Raw genomic sequence first — 15,482 nt, 5'->3', positions numbered from 1 at the left:
ATCCTCAAGCAATGGCTTCATGGGCGCGCCGCATCGAGGCGCGACCGAAGGCGAAAAGAAGCGCGGCGGGCAGCAACACGCAGAACACGCTGATGACGAGCGACAGGCCGACCTTCATCTCGTCGCCCAGCAGCTTGTCGGTGACAAGGCCGATGAAGGCAGGCCCGCCCGCCATGGCGATCAGGCCGGACGCCAGCACATAGAGCGCCGACACGCGCCCGCGCAGATATTGCGGCGTCATCACCTGCACCGTGGCAGGCCCCATGCTGGAGGTGGAGAGGATCAGCGCCATGAAGCACCAGTAGCAGGCGACGGTCGTCCAGGGGCTGCTGACCAGAAAGGCGGCGATGCCGAATGGCGCCGAGGCCAGCACCGTCAGCAGGCACCAGAACAGATGGGCGTCGCGCTTCCCCCGGCGATAGAGCCGGTCGACCGTCCAGCCATGCAGAGGGATCATCGCCGCCGCCCCGATCTGGGCGAGGCCGATGACCGGCCCGATGCGTCCCGGTTCCCAGCCATGAACCCGCGCAAGATAGACCGGCGTCCACAGCTGGAAACCGATGGTGGCGGCATAGGCCAGGCCGAAGCCGACAAAGGTCGCCAGATAGAGCGGCTTATATTCGCGCATGAAAGCCCATGCCTCGCCATAGCCCGCGCCCGCACTGATCGCCCTGCGCCGGGGCGGTTCGCGAAAGGCGAAGACCAGGAAGGCGAGCGCTATGCCGGGCGCGCCGGTCATGATGAACACCTGTTGCCAGGGTTGCAGCAACCCGAAAACCGGCCAGACGGCGGGGCCGGCCTTCATCGCGGCGGCGACGATCGGGCCGCCGAACAGGAACACGATGCCCGCGCCCATCACCCCGCCCATGATGAAGACGGACATGGCGAGCGAAACCTTGTGCGGCGGGAAGCTGTCCCCCACCACCGAATAGCTGCCGGTGCCGAAGCCCGACTCGCCCGCGCCGACGCCTGCCCGTGCCATGGCGAGCGCCGCGAAGCTGCCGGCAAGGCCGCAACTCGCCGCCGCGATGCTCCACACCGTCACCGACAGATAAAGGACGACTCGGCGGCTGAAGCGGTCCAGCGCCATGCCCAGCGGAATCGCGCACAGGCAGAAGAGAATGGCGAAGGCCGGTCCTTGCAACAGGCTGATCTGGAGGTCCGACAGGCCCAGATCCTTTTTGATCGGCCCGACCATGAGGGCCATGATGTTTCGGTCGGTCAGTGATAATATGTACAGCAGGAACAGGATCGCCACGGTCAGCCAGCCCATCAGGGGCGAAGGATAGGCGGCCTGTTCGGGGAGAGGTGAGGCGATGTTGGCTTCGACATCTCCGTGCGCGCCGCCTGATCCTGACGATGACGCCATCGTCGCGGAAATCTGCGTCATGGTTGCATTGCCCCGGCGCAAATGGCGCTGTCTGACTGACGATCGTGCGGCAAGGCCACTCTCCTTATCTCTCGGCCCTGTAGCGCCCGGCAAGGTCTGCCGGCGCACTGCCGCTCCAGCCATTATAACGCACATTTCTGCACAGTGGGTCAATATATGTTCGTGGCATGTGCAGGAAACATCGGACCGCCGGGGCAGCGCGGGGAAATTATGCCGGGGGATTCCGGTGAAGGGGAGTGAGGAATATCTGCAATTAACTTTTCCCACTGGTGCAAAATTTATTGACATCGGCGTTGGCTGGGATAACTATAAAAGTGCACACGGGGATAATAATGATCGCGCCCGGTGACGTTGCCGGACAAAGATCGTGCAGGGAGAGGAAAAGGAAAGATGACGAAGGACAGGCTGTTCATATCGTCGCTGGCCGTCGGCGCCAGCATCATCGCAATGGCAGTGCCCGCCTGGGCGCAGGAAATGGCCGCGGCGGCGCCCGCGCAGGAAGATGCCGTGCCTCAGGCCGCGGCGCCGGCGAGCAATGCCGACATCGTCGTGACGGGGTCGCGCATCGTGCGCGACGGTTATACCGCGCCGACTCCGGTGACGGTCGCATCGACGGAGGAACTGGCCAAGACGACGCCCTCGGGCGTGGCCGACGCGCTCAACAAGCTGCCCCAGTTCAACAATTCGCTGAGCCCGTCCAAGTCGGCGAATAATTTCTCCAACCTGCCGATCCACGGCAATGTTCTGAACCTGCGCGGCCTCGGCACGCCCAGCAACAATCCTAAGGGTCCGTTGCGTACGCTGATCCTGTTCGACGGGATGCGGGTTTCGCCCACCGAATATGTCGGCACCATCGATACCAACGTCCTGCCGCAACTGCTGATGCAGCGCGTCGACGTGGTGACGGGGGGCGCTTCGGCCCAATGGGGTTCGGATGCGGTCGCGGGCGTCGTCAACTTCATCCTCGACAAGAAGTTCACGGGCTTCAAGGGCGTGGCCCAGGCCGGCGTGGACCAGCGCGGCAATAACGGCAACCAGCGGCTGGGCGGCGCATTCGGCGCGGATTTCGCCGGCGGCCGCGGCCATGTCCTGCTGAGCGCGGAATATTCCAACAGCGACGGCATGTTGCGGCAGGACCGCGACTTCGCGACGCAGGGCTATAATTTCGTCGGCAGCGTGACATCCACCTGCGCTCTTTCCGCCAACGGCCAGTCGCGCACCTGCACGGCGGCGCCGGGCACGGTTGCCAATCCCTATGTGGTTGCGCCGGACATCCGCATCTCCGCCCTGGCCGCCAACGGCCGTATCGTGGGGTCCAGCGTGGCCGGCAATCCGTTCGTCGGACGGGTCATCAACAATGACGGCTCCACCCGCCCGTTCAACCTGGGGACCGTGGTCGGTACCACCGGCTTCCAGCAGGGCGGCGACGGCTACAAGATTCCCGACGACACCAATGCGATCTCGCCGCTCACCAACTATAACGGTTTCGGCCGGGTCAGCTACGACCTGACGGACGACATCAATTTCTTCGTCCAGGGGCTCTACGCCCGCAGCAAATATCATTATTTCACACAGGGCAATTCGCTGATTCCGGCGACGCAATCGGCGCGCATCTACAAGGGCAATCCCTATCTCTCCACTGCGCTCGACGGCGCGCTGACAGGCGCGAACGATTATTATGTCGTCGGTCAGCAGGATGCAGGCCAGCCCAAGCCGATCGCCTATGAAAAGACCGATTATTGGACGGCGACGACCGGCCTTGCGGGCAAGTTCGACGACTTCAACTGGCAGGTGACCTACAGCCACGGCGATTCGAAGCATTCGATGGACAATGTGGGGCTGTACGACAACCAGAAGCTCTATGCCGCGCTCGACGCCGTGCGCGATCCCTCGACCGGGCAGGTCACCTGCCGCGTGCTGCTGAACCCGACCTATGCCAGCCAATATGCCGGGTGCAAGCCGATCGACGTGATGCATGGCGATCCATCGAAATCGACGCCGGAGGGCTACGCCTATGCGACCGGCACCTCCAGCTATCGGGCGCGCTTCAAGCAGGATGCGATCGCCGCCAATATCAGCGGCAGCCTGTTCGAACTGCCGGCAGGCCCGGTCGACATCGCGGTGGGCGTGGAATATCGGCGCCAGTCCCTGCGCCTCACCAGCAATGCCGATCCGTCGCTGCTGGACACGGATGCGGAGCGGGAAGCCTATTTCGCCGGCTTGCGCGGCGTCCCTCGGGCGGAATCGGCGACGGTTCCCTATCCTACCGGCTCGATCAACACGCTCTTCTACTGGCTGACCAATGTCGGATCGGCAGCGGGCAAGCTGAACGTCAAGGAAGCCTATGCCGAACTTGCGGTGCCGATCCTGAAGGACACGCCCTTCTTCCGCGAATTGAGCGTGAACGGCGCGATCCGTGTGACCGATTACTCCACCTCCGGCACGGTCAAGACCTGGAAGGTGGGCGGCACCTGGAAGCCGGTGGACGACCTGCTGCTGCGCGGCACCTATTCGCATGACATCCGCGCGCCCAATCTGTTCGAACTTTATGCCGGCGCGCAGAGCGGCATCGGCATCGTCAATGACGTCAGGAGTGCGGACGGGAGCTATGGCAGCGGCCAGAACGTCAATGCCAACACGGTGACGTCGGGCAATCCCAATCTGAAGCCGGAAGTGGCGGACACCTACACCTTCGGCGCGGTGTTCTCGCCCAGCTTCCTGCGCGGTTTCTCGGCCTCGATCGACTATTACAACATCAAGGTCGACAAGCTGATCGACTCCCTGTCGGCGCAGCAGATCCTGACCAACTGCCTCAATGCCGGCGGATCGGGCGTTGCGGAATGCAATCTGATCGAGCGCGCGAGCCCGACCAGCTTCCCGTCGCTGATTCGTCTGACCCCTGCGAACATCGCCTTCCTGAAGACGGCGGGCATCGATTTCGACTTCACCTATCGCACGGCGGTCGGCAATGGCGGGCTGGGCCTGCGGCTCTACCTCAACTATCTCGACAAGTTCGATGCCCAGCAATATGCGGGCGCGCCGATCGCCCATTATGCGGGCGTCAGCGTCGTCACCAGCAACCCGCAGGGTTTTCCACGCTGGCGCGGCAACCTGACGGTGGACTATACCAATGGCCCCTTCGGCCTCACCATTGGCGAACAATATATCGGCAAGATGCGGCTCGATATTCCGGGCGGCGCGACGCCGATCCAGTTCGTCAATCCCAAGGTGAAGCCGGTCTGGTACACCGACCTGACGATGCGCTACACCATTCCGCATGGCGATGGCGGCAATTTCGAATTCTTCGCGACGGTCAACAACCTGTTCGACAAGAAGCCGCCGCTGATTCCCGGCACCGTGCCGGGCGTCAACCCGCCGACCAATATCGCGGTGTACGACATTGTCGGCCGCGCCTTCACGGCCGGCGTGCGCGTCAAATTCTGACCGGTTCCTCAGGGCGAGGGCGAGGGGCGGGAGCAGCGATGCTCCCGCCCCTTTCCATGGGCTAAGCGCCTGATCCGCGCCCATATGTGTGCGAAGAGCGGCAGGCTGCGTTGCATCCAGCCCGCGCAGGACGGTATGCTGCGCTGCGTCAATCGCCGGCTGGTTCCGGCCAATTGGGCATCGGGCTCGGTCGCCTGGCGCCCAACCCATGATGAGGGATGAGGGTCCGTGCATCCGGGGTTTCCCGGAATGGATTCCTACGTCCTTTCATGATCGGTTGGCCGTCGGTCGAAAGCCGTTTGAAGAAGGAGAATAGTGATGCGGATCGTTATGACCGGCTCGGGCTATGTCGGCCTGGTATCCGGCGCGTGTCTCGCGGATTTCGGCCATGATGTCATCTGCGTGGACAAGGACGCGCGCAAGATCGAGTTGTTGCAGGGCGGCGGCGTTCCGATCTACGAGCCGGGCCTTGCCGATCTGATCGCGCGCAATGTGAAGGCGGGTCGCCTGACATTCACCACCGATCTTGCCGGATCGGTTAGCCAGGCCGATGTGGTGTTCATCGCCGTCGGCACCCCCGCGCGGCGAGGCGATGGGCATGCGGACCTCAGCTATGTCTACGCCGCCGCGCAGGAGATCGCTTCCAATCTGAGCGGGTTCACGGTCATCGTCACCAAGTCCACCGTTCCGGTCGGCACGGGGGACGAGGTCGACCGCATTGTCCGCGAAACCAATCCCGATGCGCAGTTCGCCGTCGCCTCCAACCCCGAATTCCTCCGCGAGGGTGCGGCGATCCAGGATTTCAAGCGTCCTGACCGCATCGTCGTCGGCATAGAGGATGAGCGCGCCCGCCCGGTGATGGAGGAGGTCTATCGCCCCCTCTACCTCAACCAGGCGCCGATCCAGTTCACCGGCCGCCGGACAAGCGAACTCATCAAATATGCCGCCAACGCCTTCCTGGCGATGAAGATCACCTATATCAACGAAATTGCCGAACTGTGCGAGAATGTCGGCGCGGACGTCCAGCAGGTGGCGCGCGGCATCGGTCTCGATAACCGGATCGGTTCGAAATTCCTTCATGCCGGGCCGGGCTATGGCGGCTCCTGCTTCCCGAAGGATACGCTGGCGCTGGTCAAGACGGCCGAAGACGCCGGCGCGCCGATCCGCCTGATCGAAACGACCGTGGCGATCAACGAAAGCCGCAAGCGGGCCATGGCGCGGAAGGTGGTCGCGGTCTGCAACGGGTCGGTGCGCGGCAAGACGATCGCCGTGCTGGGCCTGACCTTCAAGCCCAATACCGACGACATGCGCGATGCACCGTCGATCGCCATCATCCAGGCCCTGCAGGACGGAGGCGCGCAGGTGCGGGCCTATGATCCGGAGGGGATGGATGCCGCCCGCACGATGATGGCGAATGTCGAATTCTGCGATAATCCCTATGTCGCGGCGCAGGGGGCTGCGGCGGTCGTCATCGTCACGGAATGGGATGCGCTGCGGGCGCTCGATCTGCCGCGCCTCAAGGGCATCATGAGCGGTGACGGTCTGGTCGACCTGCGCAACATCTATCGTCCGGCCGATGCCGAGGCGGCCGGCTTCGTCTATGTCAGCGTCGGCCGGGGCGCCACGCCCGAGATAGAAGAGTTGGTTCAGGCGGCGGAATAAGCCGCGACCGAAATCCCTTCCCTCGCGGGAAGGGCTGGAACAGGCGCGCTCCCGGCCTTGTGTCGGGAGCGCTTTTCATTTCCGGCGTGGAAATCCCGGGTCATATCGATTCTGAAAACGTGGCCAGGTTCAGCCAGTTTTCGGCATGTCCACCAACAACTCGTCGCAAATTCCGAAAGGATACGACGAGTCGTCGTTGACCCGAAGTTTTTGTTAACCTTCTTGGGAGACCCTATTGGGGTTAACTGCGGGGGTCGCAACCATGCCTGTCAAAATGACTGGCTCCATTTTTGGAGCCGGAATGCTTTGTATTTTCGCAGCGGGAGCCGCTACGATCATGACTGGGGGGTCGACATCGAATATGACGTCGACCGCAACCAGCACCAGTTCGCAGCTTCTTTCCGCCACGAACTCCACAACGATAACGTCGTCGACGATCAGCGGTTCCACGACGATGAACATTGTCTCTGATTTTTCCGATTTCGACTTCGCCAATGGGACGAAGCTGCCGGCAAAGGCGACGCTGTCGCTGGGCAATGCGAGCTTTCGTCCGGGCAGCAGCGTGGCCTATGTGCCGGTGACGCTGGATCGGCCGACGCCCAATACGGTGATCGCGCGGATCATCACGGCCAACGGATCGGGCACCTATCGCGCACTGTCAGGCTATAATTACCAGACGGTCGACACGGTCGTGATCTTCCGCCCCGGCGATCCGCTGGTGCAGACCGTCGCGGTGCCGATCATCGGCGCTACGGAAGGCCAGCAGTTCCAGGTCAAGCTGCGGGAGGCGCCCTGGGGCGGCCTTCAGGGGCAATCGACCGCGACGATCATGGCCAGCAGCACGGCCATCGCAACCGCCAGGGCGACGGGTATGTTTCGCGAGCCGCGCAGCTTCGCGGCGACCGGCACGCTTCAGTTCGAACTGCTCAAGGACACGCATAGGCGGTCCCCCGATGGCGGTTGGGACCGCTGGGCGACTTCGCTTGCCCATGGCCGGACGCAGATCGCCAATGGGGAAACCGGACTCTATCTCGATTCCAGCATTTTCCCCGGCATCGAAGGGCCGGTCTATTGGGGGACGAACGGACTCGTCCTGCATACGCAAAAGCTGAAGACGCCGATCAGCTATGGCGGCCAGACATGGTATTATGGGTCGTCGGTGCTCGACGGGCGCAATTTCCTGGCGACGCAGATCGGCTATGGCCAATATGAATGGGAAGCCAAAATGCCCAGCCGGCGCGGATCATGGCCTGCCTTCTGGCTGGTTTCGACCAGCGGCTGGCCGCCCGAGATCGATATTTATGAAGGGTTCGGCTATCAAAGCTATTGGGATTTCGACCGCCATGTCGCCCATACCCTGCATATCGGGGCCAACGGCACCCGTTACGATCAGCGGGGCGTCACGATCCAGACGCAGCAGGCCTATGGCCTCAGCGGCTATTCCCAGGGCTTTCATCGTTTCGCCGTGGACATCCAGCGCGATTACATCACCTGGTTCGTGGATGGGGTGGAAACCTATCAGTCGGTCAATCCCTTCCGGGGCTTCCGCTTCTACCCCATCATGGACGTCGCGGTGAAGACCGATGGCGCTTATGATGACGGGTCGGGCGACATGGTGGTCAAGAGCTTCAAAATCTACAGCGCGCCATAATGGCTCGCCCCGTAATAGCTGCGCGCGCCTCCTGCCAGGGCATAGAGGCGAGCCCAGCTCTTGACCCACTGTCCGGCGATGTCCACCCGACGCGCGCCGGGCAGCAACAGGGCCGCCAGTCCTGCGGTCCGCAGTCCCAATATCGCAATCGACCGGGCCAGCAGCTTCGCGGCGCCGATGCGGCCGGGCAGGGCCTTGCGCCGCGCCATGGTTTCAGTGCAGCCGATGCGCCACATGCGTTTCAGCACCCATGAAAGGCGCGCCCGCTCCGCCGGCACCCATTCGCTGACCCGTGCATCGGGCGACCAGCCGAAGCGGGCGCCTGCCTCATGCAGCCGGGCCAGGAAATCCAGATCCTCTCCGCCGCTGCGGTTGAAGCGCGGATCGAAGAAGGGCGCGCCGATCATTGCAAAGGCGCGCCGGCCGACCAGCAGGTTGTTGCTTGCCCAGAGCATGCCGGTCGCCCCCCATGGGCGTTCCTCCGCGCGGAAGACCAGCGTTTCGCGCGCCCATCGCGGCGGCTGCCCCACGAAGCAACTGTCCACCGGCCCGGCAACGACATCCGCGCCCACCTGCGCCTGACAGATCAGCAGCGCGTCGAGCCAGCCCGGTTGCGGCCACTCATCATCGTCGATCATCGCCAGGAAACGCATCGCCGGGTCGTCCAGAGCGGCGGCGGCGATGGCATTGCGAACTGCGCAGAGCCCCGGCTGCGCCACCGTCAGCAGCGTTATGGGCAGGCCATATCCCTCCGCCAGCAGGGACCGGACCACGGCTGCCCCCTCCTGCCGGACCGGATCATTGTCCGCCACCAGCACCATCACGTCATGGCGGTCGGTCACGCCGGGCAGGGCCTCCAACAAATGGCGGAGCTGTTCGGGCCGGCGGAAGGTGGGAATGGCGATCCAGACCGCGGGCATCAGGCGGCAGCCTCGACCACGGGCTTGTGGCTCCGCCCGCCGCGCTGGAGCCATTTGATGAAGCGGTGCCCGCGCACCTCCACCAGCGCATAGCTCGCCCAGCAGAGCAGCCAGGTCGCCACCAGCATGGCGAGGACGATCAGTCCGTCGAAGCCGGTGATTCCATGCCTGTGCGCCACGCCCATGCCGCGGGCGAACACGTCGCGCACCAGCGGATGCCAGAGATAGATGGAATAGCTGATCAGGCCCAGATGGAAGCTGACCGGATTGGCCATCACCGCCCGCGCCGCCGCGCCGTTATAATAGCAGCTCAGCACCAGCGCCGGCATCAGACAGACCACCAGCAGATCGGCCTTTCCAGGGAGCAGCAGCGCGACCGCGATGAGCCCGCAGATCATGGCGAATGCGCCCGTCCGGTCGATGAGTCGCCGGCACCACGCCTTCTCTGCGCAGCGATAGCTGAGAACGCCCAGCGAGAAACCGGCGAGGCAGCGCAGCAGCGTGAGCACGCTGTCGCTGTCATTGACGTCCAGCGGACCGCTGGAACCCCGGCCCGACAGCGCCACCAGGCCCAATATTCCGACGCACAGCAACCCCTGCACCCACGCCCATCGCGAGAAGGCGATGATGGCGATCAGCGGGTAGATGAGATAGGCCGCGACCTCCGTGCTGACGGACCAGCTGTTGCCCGCGATCGGCTCCGTTCCCCAACCCCAGCTCTGCACCATCAGCAGGTTGGTGAGGATGTTCGGCGCATCGAGCGCGATCGCCTGGCTGCCGGAGATGTTCAGGACGATGCGCGCCATGAACACCAGCGTCACGATCAGGTGCAGCGGCCATACGCGCGCCATGCGGTTGACGAGGAAGTCGACGTAGCTTGCCCGTCCCAGATGGTTCACCACCCGGTCGTGATAGCCGAAGGAGATGACGAAGCCGCTCAGGATGAAGAACAGGTCGACCGCCAGATAGGCGCGGGAAAAAAGCGGCAGGCGAAACGCCTCGAACGCCGGATTATGCGGGATGTGGTACAGCAGCACCGACACCGCCGCCACGCCGCGAAGGCCGGTCAGCGAGGAAATTCTCATGCGCCTGCGCTCCTCATGGCGGGGGCCGCGTCGAAGGCGGCGGCTATGGCGTCCCACAGCGGCTTGCGGCGCATCCCGCCGTCCAGCGGCAGGCCGCGCGACAACTGGCCGTCGGGCCACTTGTAATCCTTGAAACTGGACAGCCAGCTATAGCGGTCCGACAGCCCCCAGCAGAGCACCGACCGCATCGCCGGATTGTCCAGCGCCACGTCCAGAAAGGCCTTGGCGACGGAGGCGACCTCCTTGTCCCGTTTGTCCGGATTGGGTGGCCCACCCCGGTCCGCGACGTCGAATTCCGTGATGGAGAGGGCCAGCCCATAGCCGCTGAGCTGTTCCAGAAAGCGCGCGAACAGGGCCTGGTTGAAACCTTCCCTATAGGGCTTCAGATGCCCTTGTATGCCCACCGCGTCCACCGGCACGTTGCGCGCCATCAACCGGTCGAGCAGCTTCAACAGAGCAGTGCGGCGGCGCTCGCAGCGGGGGGAGTCATGTTCTATCCCGAAATCGGTCAGGAACCGCATGGGCCGGGGATCGACTTCCCGCGCATGGTGGAAGGCGATGTCGATATAATCCTCGCCCAGCGCATCCATCCACATGCTTTTGGCGCGCATGCCGTCGGCGCGGCCGTCATTGGGCTCGATGGCTTCGTTGACGACGTCCCATTCGCGGATTTTGCCTGCGTAACGGCGCATGGCGGTGTCGATATAACTGGTCATCAGCGTTTCGCGTTCGGCACGGCCGGCGGCCTTCAACGCCGGTTCCAGCCAGGGCGGTTGCGCGGCGTACCAGACCAGCGCATGCCCCCTCGCGCGCATGCCATGCTGCTGTGCGAAGGCGATGATCTGGTCGGCGCCGCTGAAATCATATTTGCCGGGTTTCGGCTCGGTCGTGCCGCGCTTCAGTTCATATTCCTGGACGACCATGTCGCACTCCCGGGCGACGGCGGCGGTGAAATCGGGGTCTTCGCGCAACTGGCGCGACTTGATCGCCGCGCCGAAATAGCGGCCCGACTTGCGGGCATGGGCGGCAAGCCCTGCCGTGCCGCCGACCTGCGCGGCGCTCGGCTGGATGGGGGAGCAGGCGGAAAGCGCCGCCGCGCCCGCCAGGAATTCACGCCGCCTCACAGCCTCTGCCCCTTGCCGGCGAGCATGTGGGACAGGTCGATCCAGCGGTCGGAGATGCGGCGATAGACCGGGTCGGGCATCACGATCTGCAACAGCACGGTCGCCGCCAGGCGGGGACCGAAGGCGCCCCGGCAGACGGCCCCCAGATAGTAGCGCATCGCCTGCCGCCTGCTGGTCGGCCAGATGCTTTTCGCGGCGTGCCAGCCCATATAGGCGGAAAAGGCGCGCGGGCTGATATGGGGGCGCAGGTCCCGCAGCCAGGTCAGGCTGCCGATGCTGCCGCGCACCTGCGAAAGCCGGTCGTCGGCATCGCGGTCGGCCCATATGGTGCCGGGCCGTTCCGTCATCAGGAAGCGCGCCCCGGCCAGCGACAGGCGCAGGGCGAAGTCGGTATCGTCGCCGAATTTCACATCCTCGCGATAGCGTACCTTCTCCGCCAGCGTCCGGCTGAGGGCCATGCTGCTGGTCTGGATGAAGCCGCGATCGCACATCAGATAGCGGTCCATGGTTTCGCCATGGGCAATGGCGCGCGGAGGCTTGAGGAAATTGCGTCCTTCGCCGCGGTCGGCCAGCACCTGGCCATAGGCGACGACATCCTCGCTCTCCTGCAACAGGGGCAGCAGGTCGGCAAGATGGTGCGGCAGGAACCGGTCGTCGCAGTCGAGAAAGGCGATATAGCGCCCGCGGGCATGGTCGATGCCCTTGTTCCTCGCGGCCGCCGCACCGCGATTTTCCTGCACGATGACCTTGAGACGCGGATCGTTGATCGCGCCCAGGGCAACTTCCGTCCCGTCCGTCGATCCGTCCACGACCACGATCACCTCGATGATCGCGACCGTCTGTTCAAGGGCGGACATGACGGCGGCCACCGCCGCGTCGCGCCGCTGATAGGTGGGGATCACCACGGAAAACAGCGGCGCGGCGGTGGCAGCCTTCAGGCTGGACGGAGGTTGCCAGGCGGTCATCACGAACCGGCTCCACTTGTGGCGGCCTCGGCCTTGCCGAAGCGCAGGACGAAGCCGTTGACCAGCGATCGGTAGAGCGGCTTGGGCAGATAGGATCGCAGCACCTGCCGGGCGATCACGCGGGGAGGGACGCCGCCCGCCACCATGCCCACCGCCAGATCCTTGATCGCCACCACCGGCCTGATCGGCGCCATATGATAGGCCAGCACGGTTGCGCGATAGCCCCGCCGCGCCCGGTTGGTGAGCATGTGGCCGCAGCGGTCGAGCCAGTCGAGCGAGGTTTCATAGCCCTTCACATAGGATGTCCGGCCCGCCTCCGTCGCGTCGAGCCAGATGGTCAGCGGCTGGTCGATCATCCGGAACCGGGCCCCCGCGCCCTGGAGCCGGACGCAGAAGTCGAGATCCTGTCCTTTCTTCAACGCCGGGTCGAACAGCACATGCTGCGCCATGCCGGTCGGCACGACCATGGTGCTGGTCTGCATGAACTGATTGGCGCAGAACAGATATTCCCCGACATCCTCGCCCTCGCGAATGCCGCGGTCGGGCCTGATCCAGTAGCGGTCGACGCCCCGGTCCACCTTCATGCGGGAATAGAGCACCGTTCGCCCGTCATCTCCCGCCAGCGCCTTCGCCATGATGGAAAGCTTGCCGGGAAGGAACAGGTCGTCGGAGTCCAGAAAGGCGATATAGCGCCCGTCGGCCGCCATGATGCCGGCATTGCGCGCCGCGCCGCCGCCGGCGTTATCCTGCCGGATATAGCGGACGCGGGGATCGCCTATCGCGTCGATCACGGGGCCGGGATTGTCCCGCGAACCGTCGTCGATCACGACGATCTCGAAATCCTGCCAGTCCTGCGCCAGCACGGACCGGATGGTGTCGCCGACGATTTCCGCTCGGTTGTAGAGCGGGATGACGACGGAGAAAAAGGGTTGCTTGCCCAGCGCGGCATCGCTCATGCGCCATGCACCTTTCGATATTCTTCATAGTGGAATCCGGCGAGCCCGGCGATCTTGCCGGCCGCGCGATAAAGCTTGCCGAGCCGTTCGACCCGCTTGCCCCGGTCGAACGTCGCGACAGCGCCCACCGATCCGACGAGGAATCCCGCGACGATGCGCGGCGCTTCGCCCAACAGGGCGCGCAGCCGGCCCCTGTGGAAACGCTCCACCATCATGTCGGTCATACCGACGCGATAGCCGCGCATCAGCAGCCATCGGGCGGTGACGCGGCTGGCGGGGATGAGTTCGGTCACGACCGCCTCCTCCGACCAGGCGAAGCGGAAGCTGGCGCGCTGCATGCGGGTGAACAGTTGCTTGTCCGACCCGCCGGTCAGCGCCATGCGCTCGTCAAAGGGGCGCTCCCCCATGGCGCGCAGGGCCGTGGCGGCGATCAGCACATTGGCGGTGCTGTCCACCAGCGCGACCGGGCCGGACTGCCCGCGCTGCTTGGGGGCGAGCAGGGGATGGCGCGCCGCCCAGGGGGCGATGGCGCTGTCCATCTCCCGCAGCACGGCGCCGCCGACCACGTCCGCCTCCCAGCGCTGCGCCGTATCGGCCATGGCGTCGATCCACCCGGGGGAGGCTGCCTCGTCATCGTCCAGCATGGCGACATGGGTCGCGCCGGGCCGAGCCAGCGCGGCGGCCGCGAGCGCGTTGCGCACCAGCGGAATGCCGCGTTCCGCAACCAGCAGGGCTTCGACCGGCCAGCGATAGCCTTGGGAAGCGAGCTGCTCGACCACGGCGAGCCCTTCCTGACGGGCCGCGTCATTGTCGGCCACCAGCACTTCCAGATGGTGCTGCGTTTGCTGCGCAGCGAGGGATTCCAGGGTCCGGCGCAATCCCTGTGGCCGGTTGCAGGTGGCGATGCAGACGATGATATTAGCCATGGACGCTCTCCTGCTGGAGATGGTGGCGCCGGGTCCATTGCGGGCGCGGCTTGGCCTTGAAAGTGGCGTGGGCGGCCGCGATGGCCGCGAGGAAGATCACCCAGACCTGGCGATCCTTGTCGAAAAAGCTGGTTTCGAGCAGGTTCTGGTACATGACGAACACCCAGATGGCGAAGGCGGGCACCATCAGCGCCTGGTTCTCCCTGGTCGAGCCGGTCAGGAACCAATAGGCGGGCAAGGCAAGGAAGCTGACCAGCAGCATGATGAGGCCCAGCGGCCCGGTCGTCACCCAGATTTCCAGATAGCCGTCATGCGAATGGGCGGTCAGCATCTGGAATTGCTGGTTCAGATAGTCATGCGCAGGGCTGTTCACGCCCACCTGCCAGAAGCCGCCGAAGCCCGCGCCCAGATAGGGATGATCGGCCAGATAATCGAACACCACCCGCCAGATCGATACCCGCCCGGTGAAGCTGGTCGGATCGGCGAACAGCCGCTCGATGGTCGGTTGATAGGCGATGTAGAGCGCCAGGAAGCCCACCATGCCGAAACCCAGCATCAGCAGCAATATCGCGCGCTTCTGCGTGTTGTCGCTCAGCGCCCGATAGATGTTGCTGATCGCCAGCATGCCGACGCACAGCGCGAGCGAAGTCTTGCTCTTGGTCCCGATCACGAAGACGAACGCCATGACCGCGAACAGCGCATAATACCATTTGCGCCGGTCGATCCATGCATTGCCGCAGACGATGAAGGTCAGCGCCATGACGGCCCCGGCGATATTCTTGTGGAAGAAGAAACCGCGCCATGCGCCGATCAGCGCCTTGTCGCTTTCGGTCGGTGGATGGACGGCGGCGGGTGTCAGCGGCAGCGACACCCAGCAGATGATCAGCGAGACGATCAGCGCCGCGCGCAGCGCGTCGAACAGCCGCTGCGGCCCCATCAGGGATAGCGCGCAGAAGGTGATGTAGATCACGATGAGCTGCTGCATCGCCCGCTTGAAGGACACGAACGGGTCCACGCCCCAGGTGCAGGAAATGAAGAACCAGACCAGCATGATCGCCAGCGGCCAGAAGGTGAATCTATATTGCAGCGGATGCTTGCGGATGATCTGCACGCCGGTCAGCAGCAGGGCGAAGCCGATGAACAGCATCTGCTTGAACAGGTCCGACCCGTCATTTTCCTGCGCCATCGCCACCAGCTCGTCCTGCGTGCGGGAGGCGAAGGGTTGCTGGCCGATGAAGACCATCATCAGGAAGACGAAATAGAAGATCTGGGTGATCCAGATCATGCGCATGCTCTGGCCGCCGCCCGTCTGTGCGGGGATGGCGGCGACACCGCCGCGATGCCAGCTTGTCGCCATGG

12 protein-coding genes are annotated in these 15,482 nt (G+C 64.4%); 3 read left to right on the top strand and 9 right to left on the bottom strand.

The genetic code is table 11. The annotated features are described in order from the left end of the window. Positions 1-4: 4 nt before the first annotated feature. Positions 5-1,390 (bottom strand): MFS transporter, encoded by a 1,386-nt coding sequence (locus A0J57_RS02730; RefSeq protein ID WP_061937802.1) that lies wholly within the window; start codon positions 1,388-1,390, stop codon positions 5-7. Between the two features lie 390 nt (positions 1,391-1,780). Between A0J57_RS02730 and A0J57_RS02725 the strand changes: the two genes are divergently transcribed. Both A0J57_RS02725 and A0J57_RS02720 read left to right on the top strand, forming a co-directional pair. Beyond that, positions 1,781-4,834 (top strand): TonB-dependent receptor, encoded by a 3,054-nt coding sequence (locus tag A0J57_RS02725; protein ID WP_044662426.1) that lies wholly within the window; start codon positions 1,781-1,783, stop codon positions 4,832-4,834. A gap of 318 nt (positions 4,835-5,152) precedes the next feature. After that, complete coding sequence (locus A0J57_RS02720; protein ID WP_048575737.1) at positions 5,153-6,496, top strand: UDP-glucose/GDP-mannose dehydrogenase family protein; 1,344 nt, start codon at positions 5,153-5,155, stop codon at positions 6,494-6,496. A 213-nt stretch (positions 6,497-6,709) separates the two neighbouring features. Here A0J57_RS02720 and A0J57_RS26805 read toward each other — a convergent pair whose 3' ends face one another. After that, entirely contained in the window at positions 6,710-6,958 is a 249-nt protein-coding gene (locus A0J57_RS26805) for a hypothetical protein (protein ID WP_061937799.1), read from the bottom strand. Between the two features lie 43 nt (positions 6,959-7,001). Between A0J57_RS26805 and A0J57_RS02710 the strand changes: the two genes are divergently transcribed. Beyond that, a complete protein-coding gene (locus A0J57_RS02710; RefSeq protein ID WP_061937817.1) occupies positions 7,002-8,147 on the top strand; it encodes a family 16 glycosylhydrolase in 1,146 nt (381 codons plus the stop codon). Here A0J57_RS02710 and A0J57_RS02705 read toward each other — a convergent pair. From A0J57_RS02705 to A0J57_RS02675, 7 genes are read right to left on the bottom strand one after another with little or no spacing between them, the layout of a single operon-like run. Beyond that, positions 8,132-9,067, bottom strand: a complete 936-nt coding sequence (locus tag A0J57_RS02705; protein ID WP_061937796.1) for a glycosyltransferase family 2 protein — start codon at positions 9,065-9,067, stop codon at positions 8,132-8,134. The genes A0J57_RS02710 and A0J57_RS02705 overlap by 16 nt on opposite strands. Beyond that, complete coding sequence (locus A0J57_RS02700; RefSeq protein ID WP_061937793.1) at positions 9,067-10,152, bottom strand: acyltransferase; 1,086 nt, start codon at positions 10,150-10,152, stop codon at positions 9,067-9,069. Before A0J57_RS02700 ends, A0J57_RS02705 begins: the two co-directional genes overlap by 1 nt. Further along, entirely contained in the window at positions 10,149-11,276 is a 1,128-nt protein-coding gene (locus A0J57_RS02695; RefSeq protein ID WP_025548805.1) for an endo-1,4-beta-xylanase, read from the bottom strand. The genes A0J57_RS02700 and A0J57_RS02695 overlap by 4 nt, the downstream gene beginning before the upstream one ends. Further along, positions 11,273-12,241: a glycosyltransferase family 2 protein gene (locus A0J57_RS02690; RefSeq protein WP_025548804.1), complete on the bottom strand. Its 969-nt coding sequence runs from the start codon at positions 12,239-12,241 to the stop codon at positions 11,273-11,275. Before A0J57_RS02690 ends, A0J57_RS02695 begins: the two co-directional genes overlap by 4 nt. Next, on the bottom strand, positions 12,241-13,197 hold the full coding sequence (locus A0J57_RS02685) for a glycosyltransferase family 2 protein (protein ID WP_044662422.1): 957 nt from the start codon (positions 13,195-13,197) through the stop codon (positions 12,241-12,243). Before A0J57_RS02685 ends, A0J57_RS02690 begins: the two co-directional genes overlap by 1 nt. Next, positions 13,194-14,123, bottom strand: coding sequence for a glycosyltransferase family 2 protein (locus A0J57_RS02680; protein ID WP_061937791.1), 930 nt, complete (start codon positions 14,121-14,123; stop codon positions 13,194-13,196). Before A0J57_RS02680 ends, A0J57_RS02685 begins: the two co-directional genes overlap by 4 nt. Continuing rightward, positions 14,116-15,480, bottom strand: a complete 1,365-nt coding sequence (locus tag A0J57_RS02675) for an O-antigen ligase (protein ID WP_037482297.1) — start codon at positions 15,478-15,480, stop codon at positions 14,116-14,118. The genes A0J57_RS02680 and A0J57_RS02675 overlap by 8 nt, the downstream gene beginning before the upstream one ends. Positions 15,481-15,482 lie beyond the last annotated feature (2 nt).

Origin of the sequence: Sphingobium sp. 22B (genome assembly GCF_001580035.1) — a bacterium.
Classification (GTDB): domain Bacteria; phylum Pseudomonadota; class Alphaproteobacteria; order Sphingomonadales; family Sphingomonadaceae; genus Sphingobium; species Sphingobium fuliginis.
The sequence above is the reverse complement of the archived record's forward strand: the minus strand, read 5'-3'. Positions and strand labels throughout refer to the sequence as shown.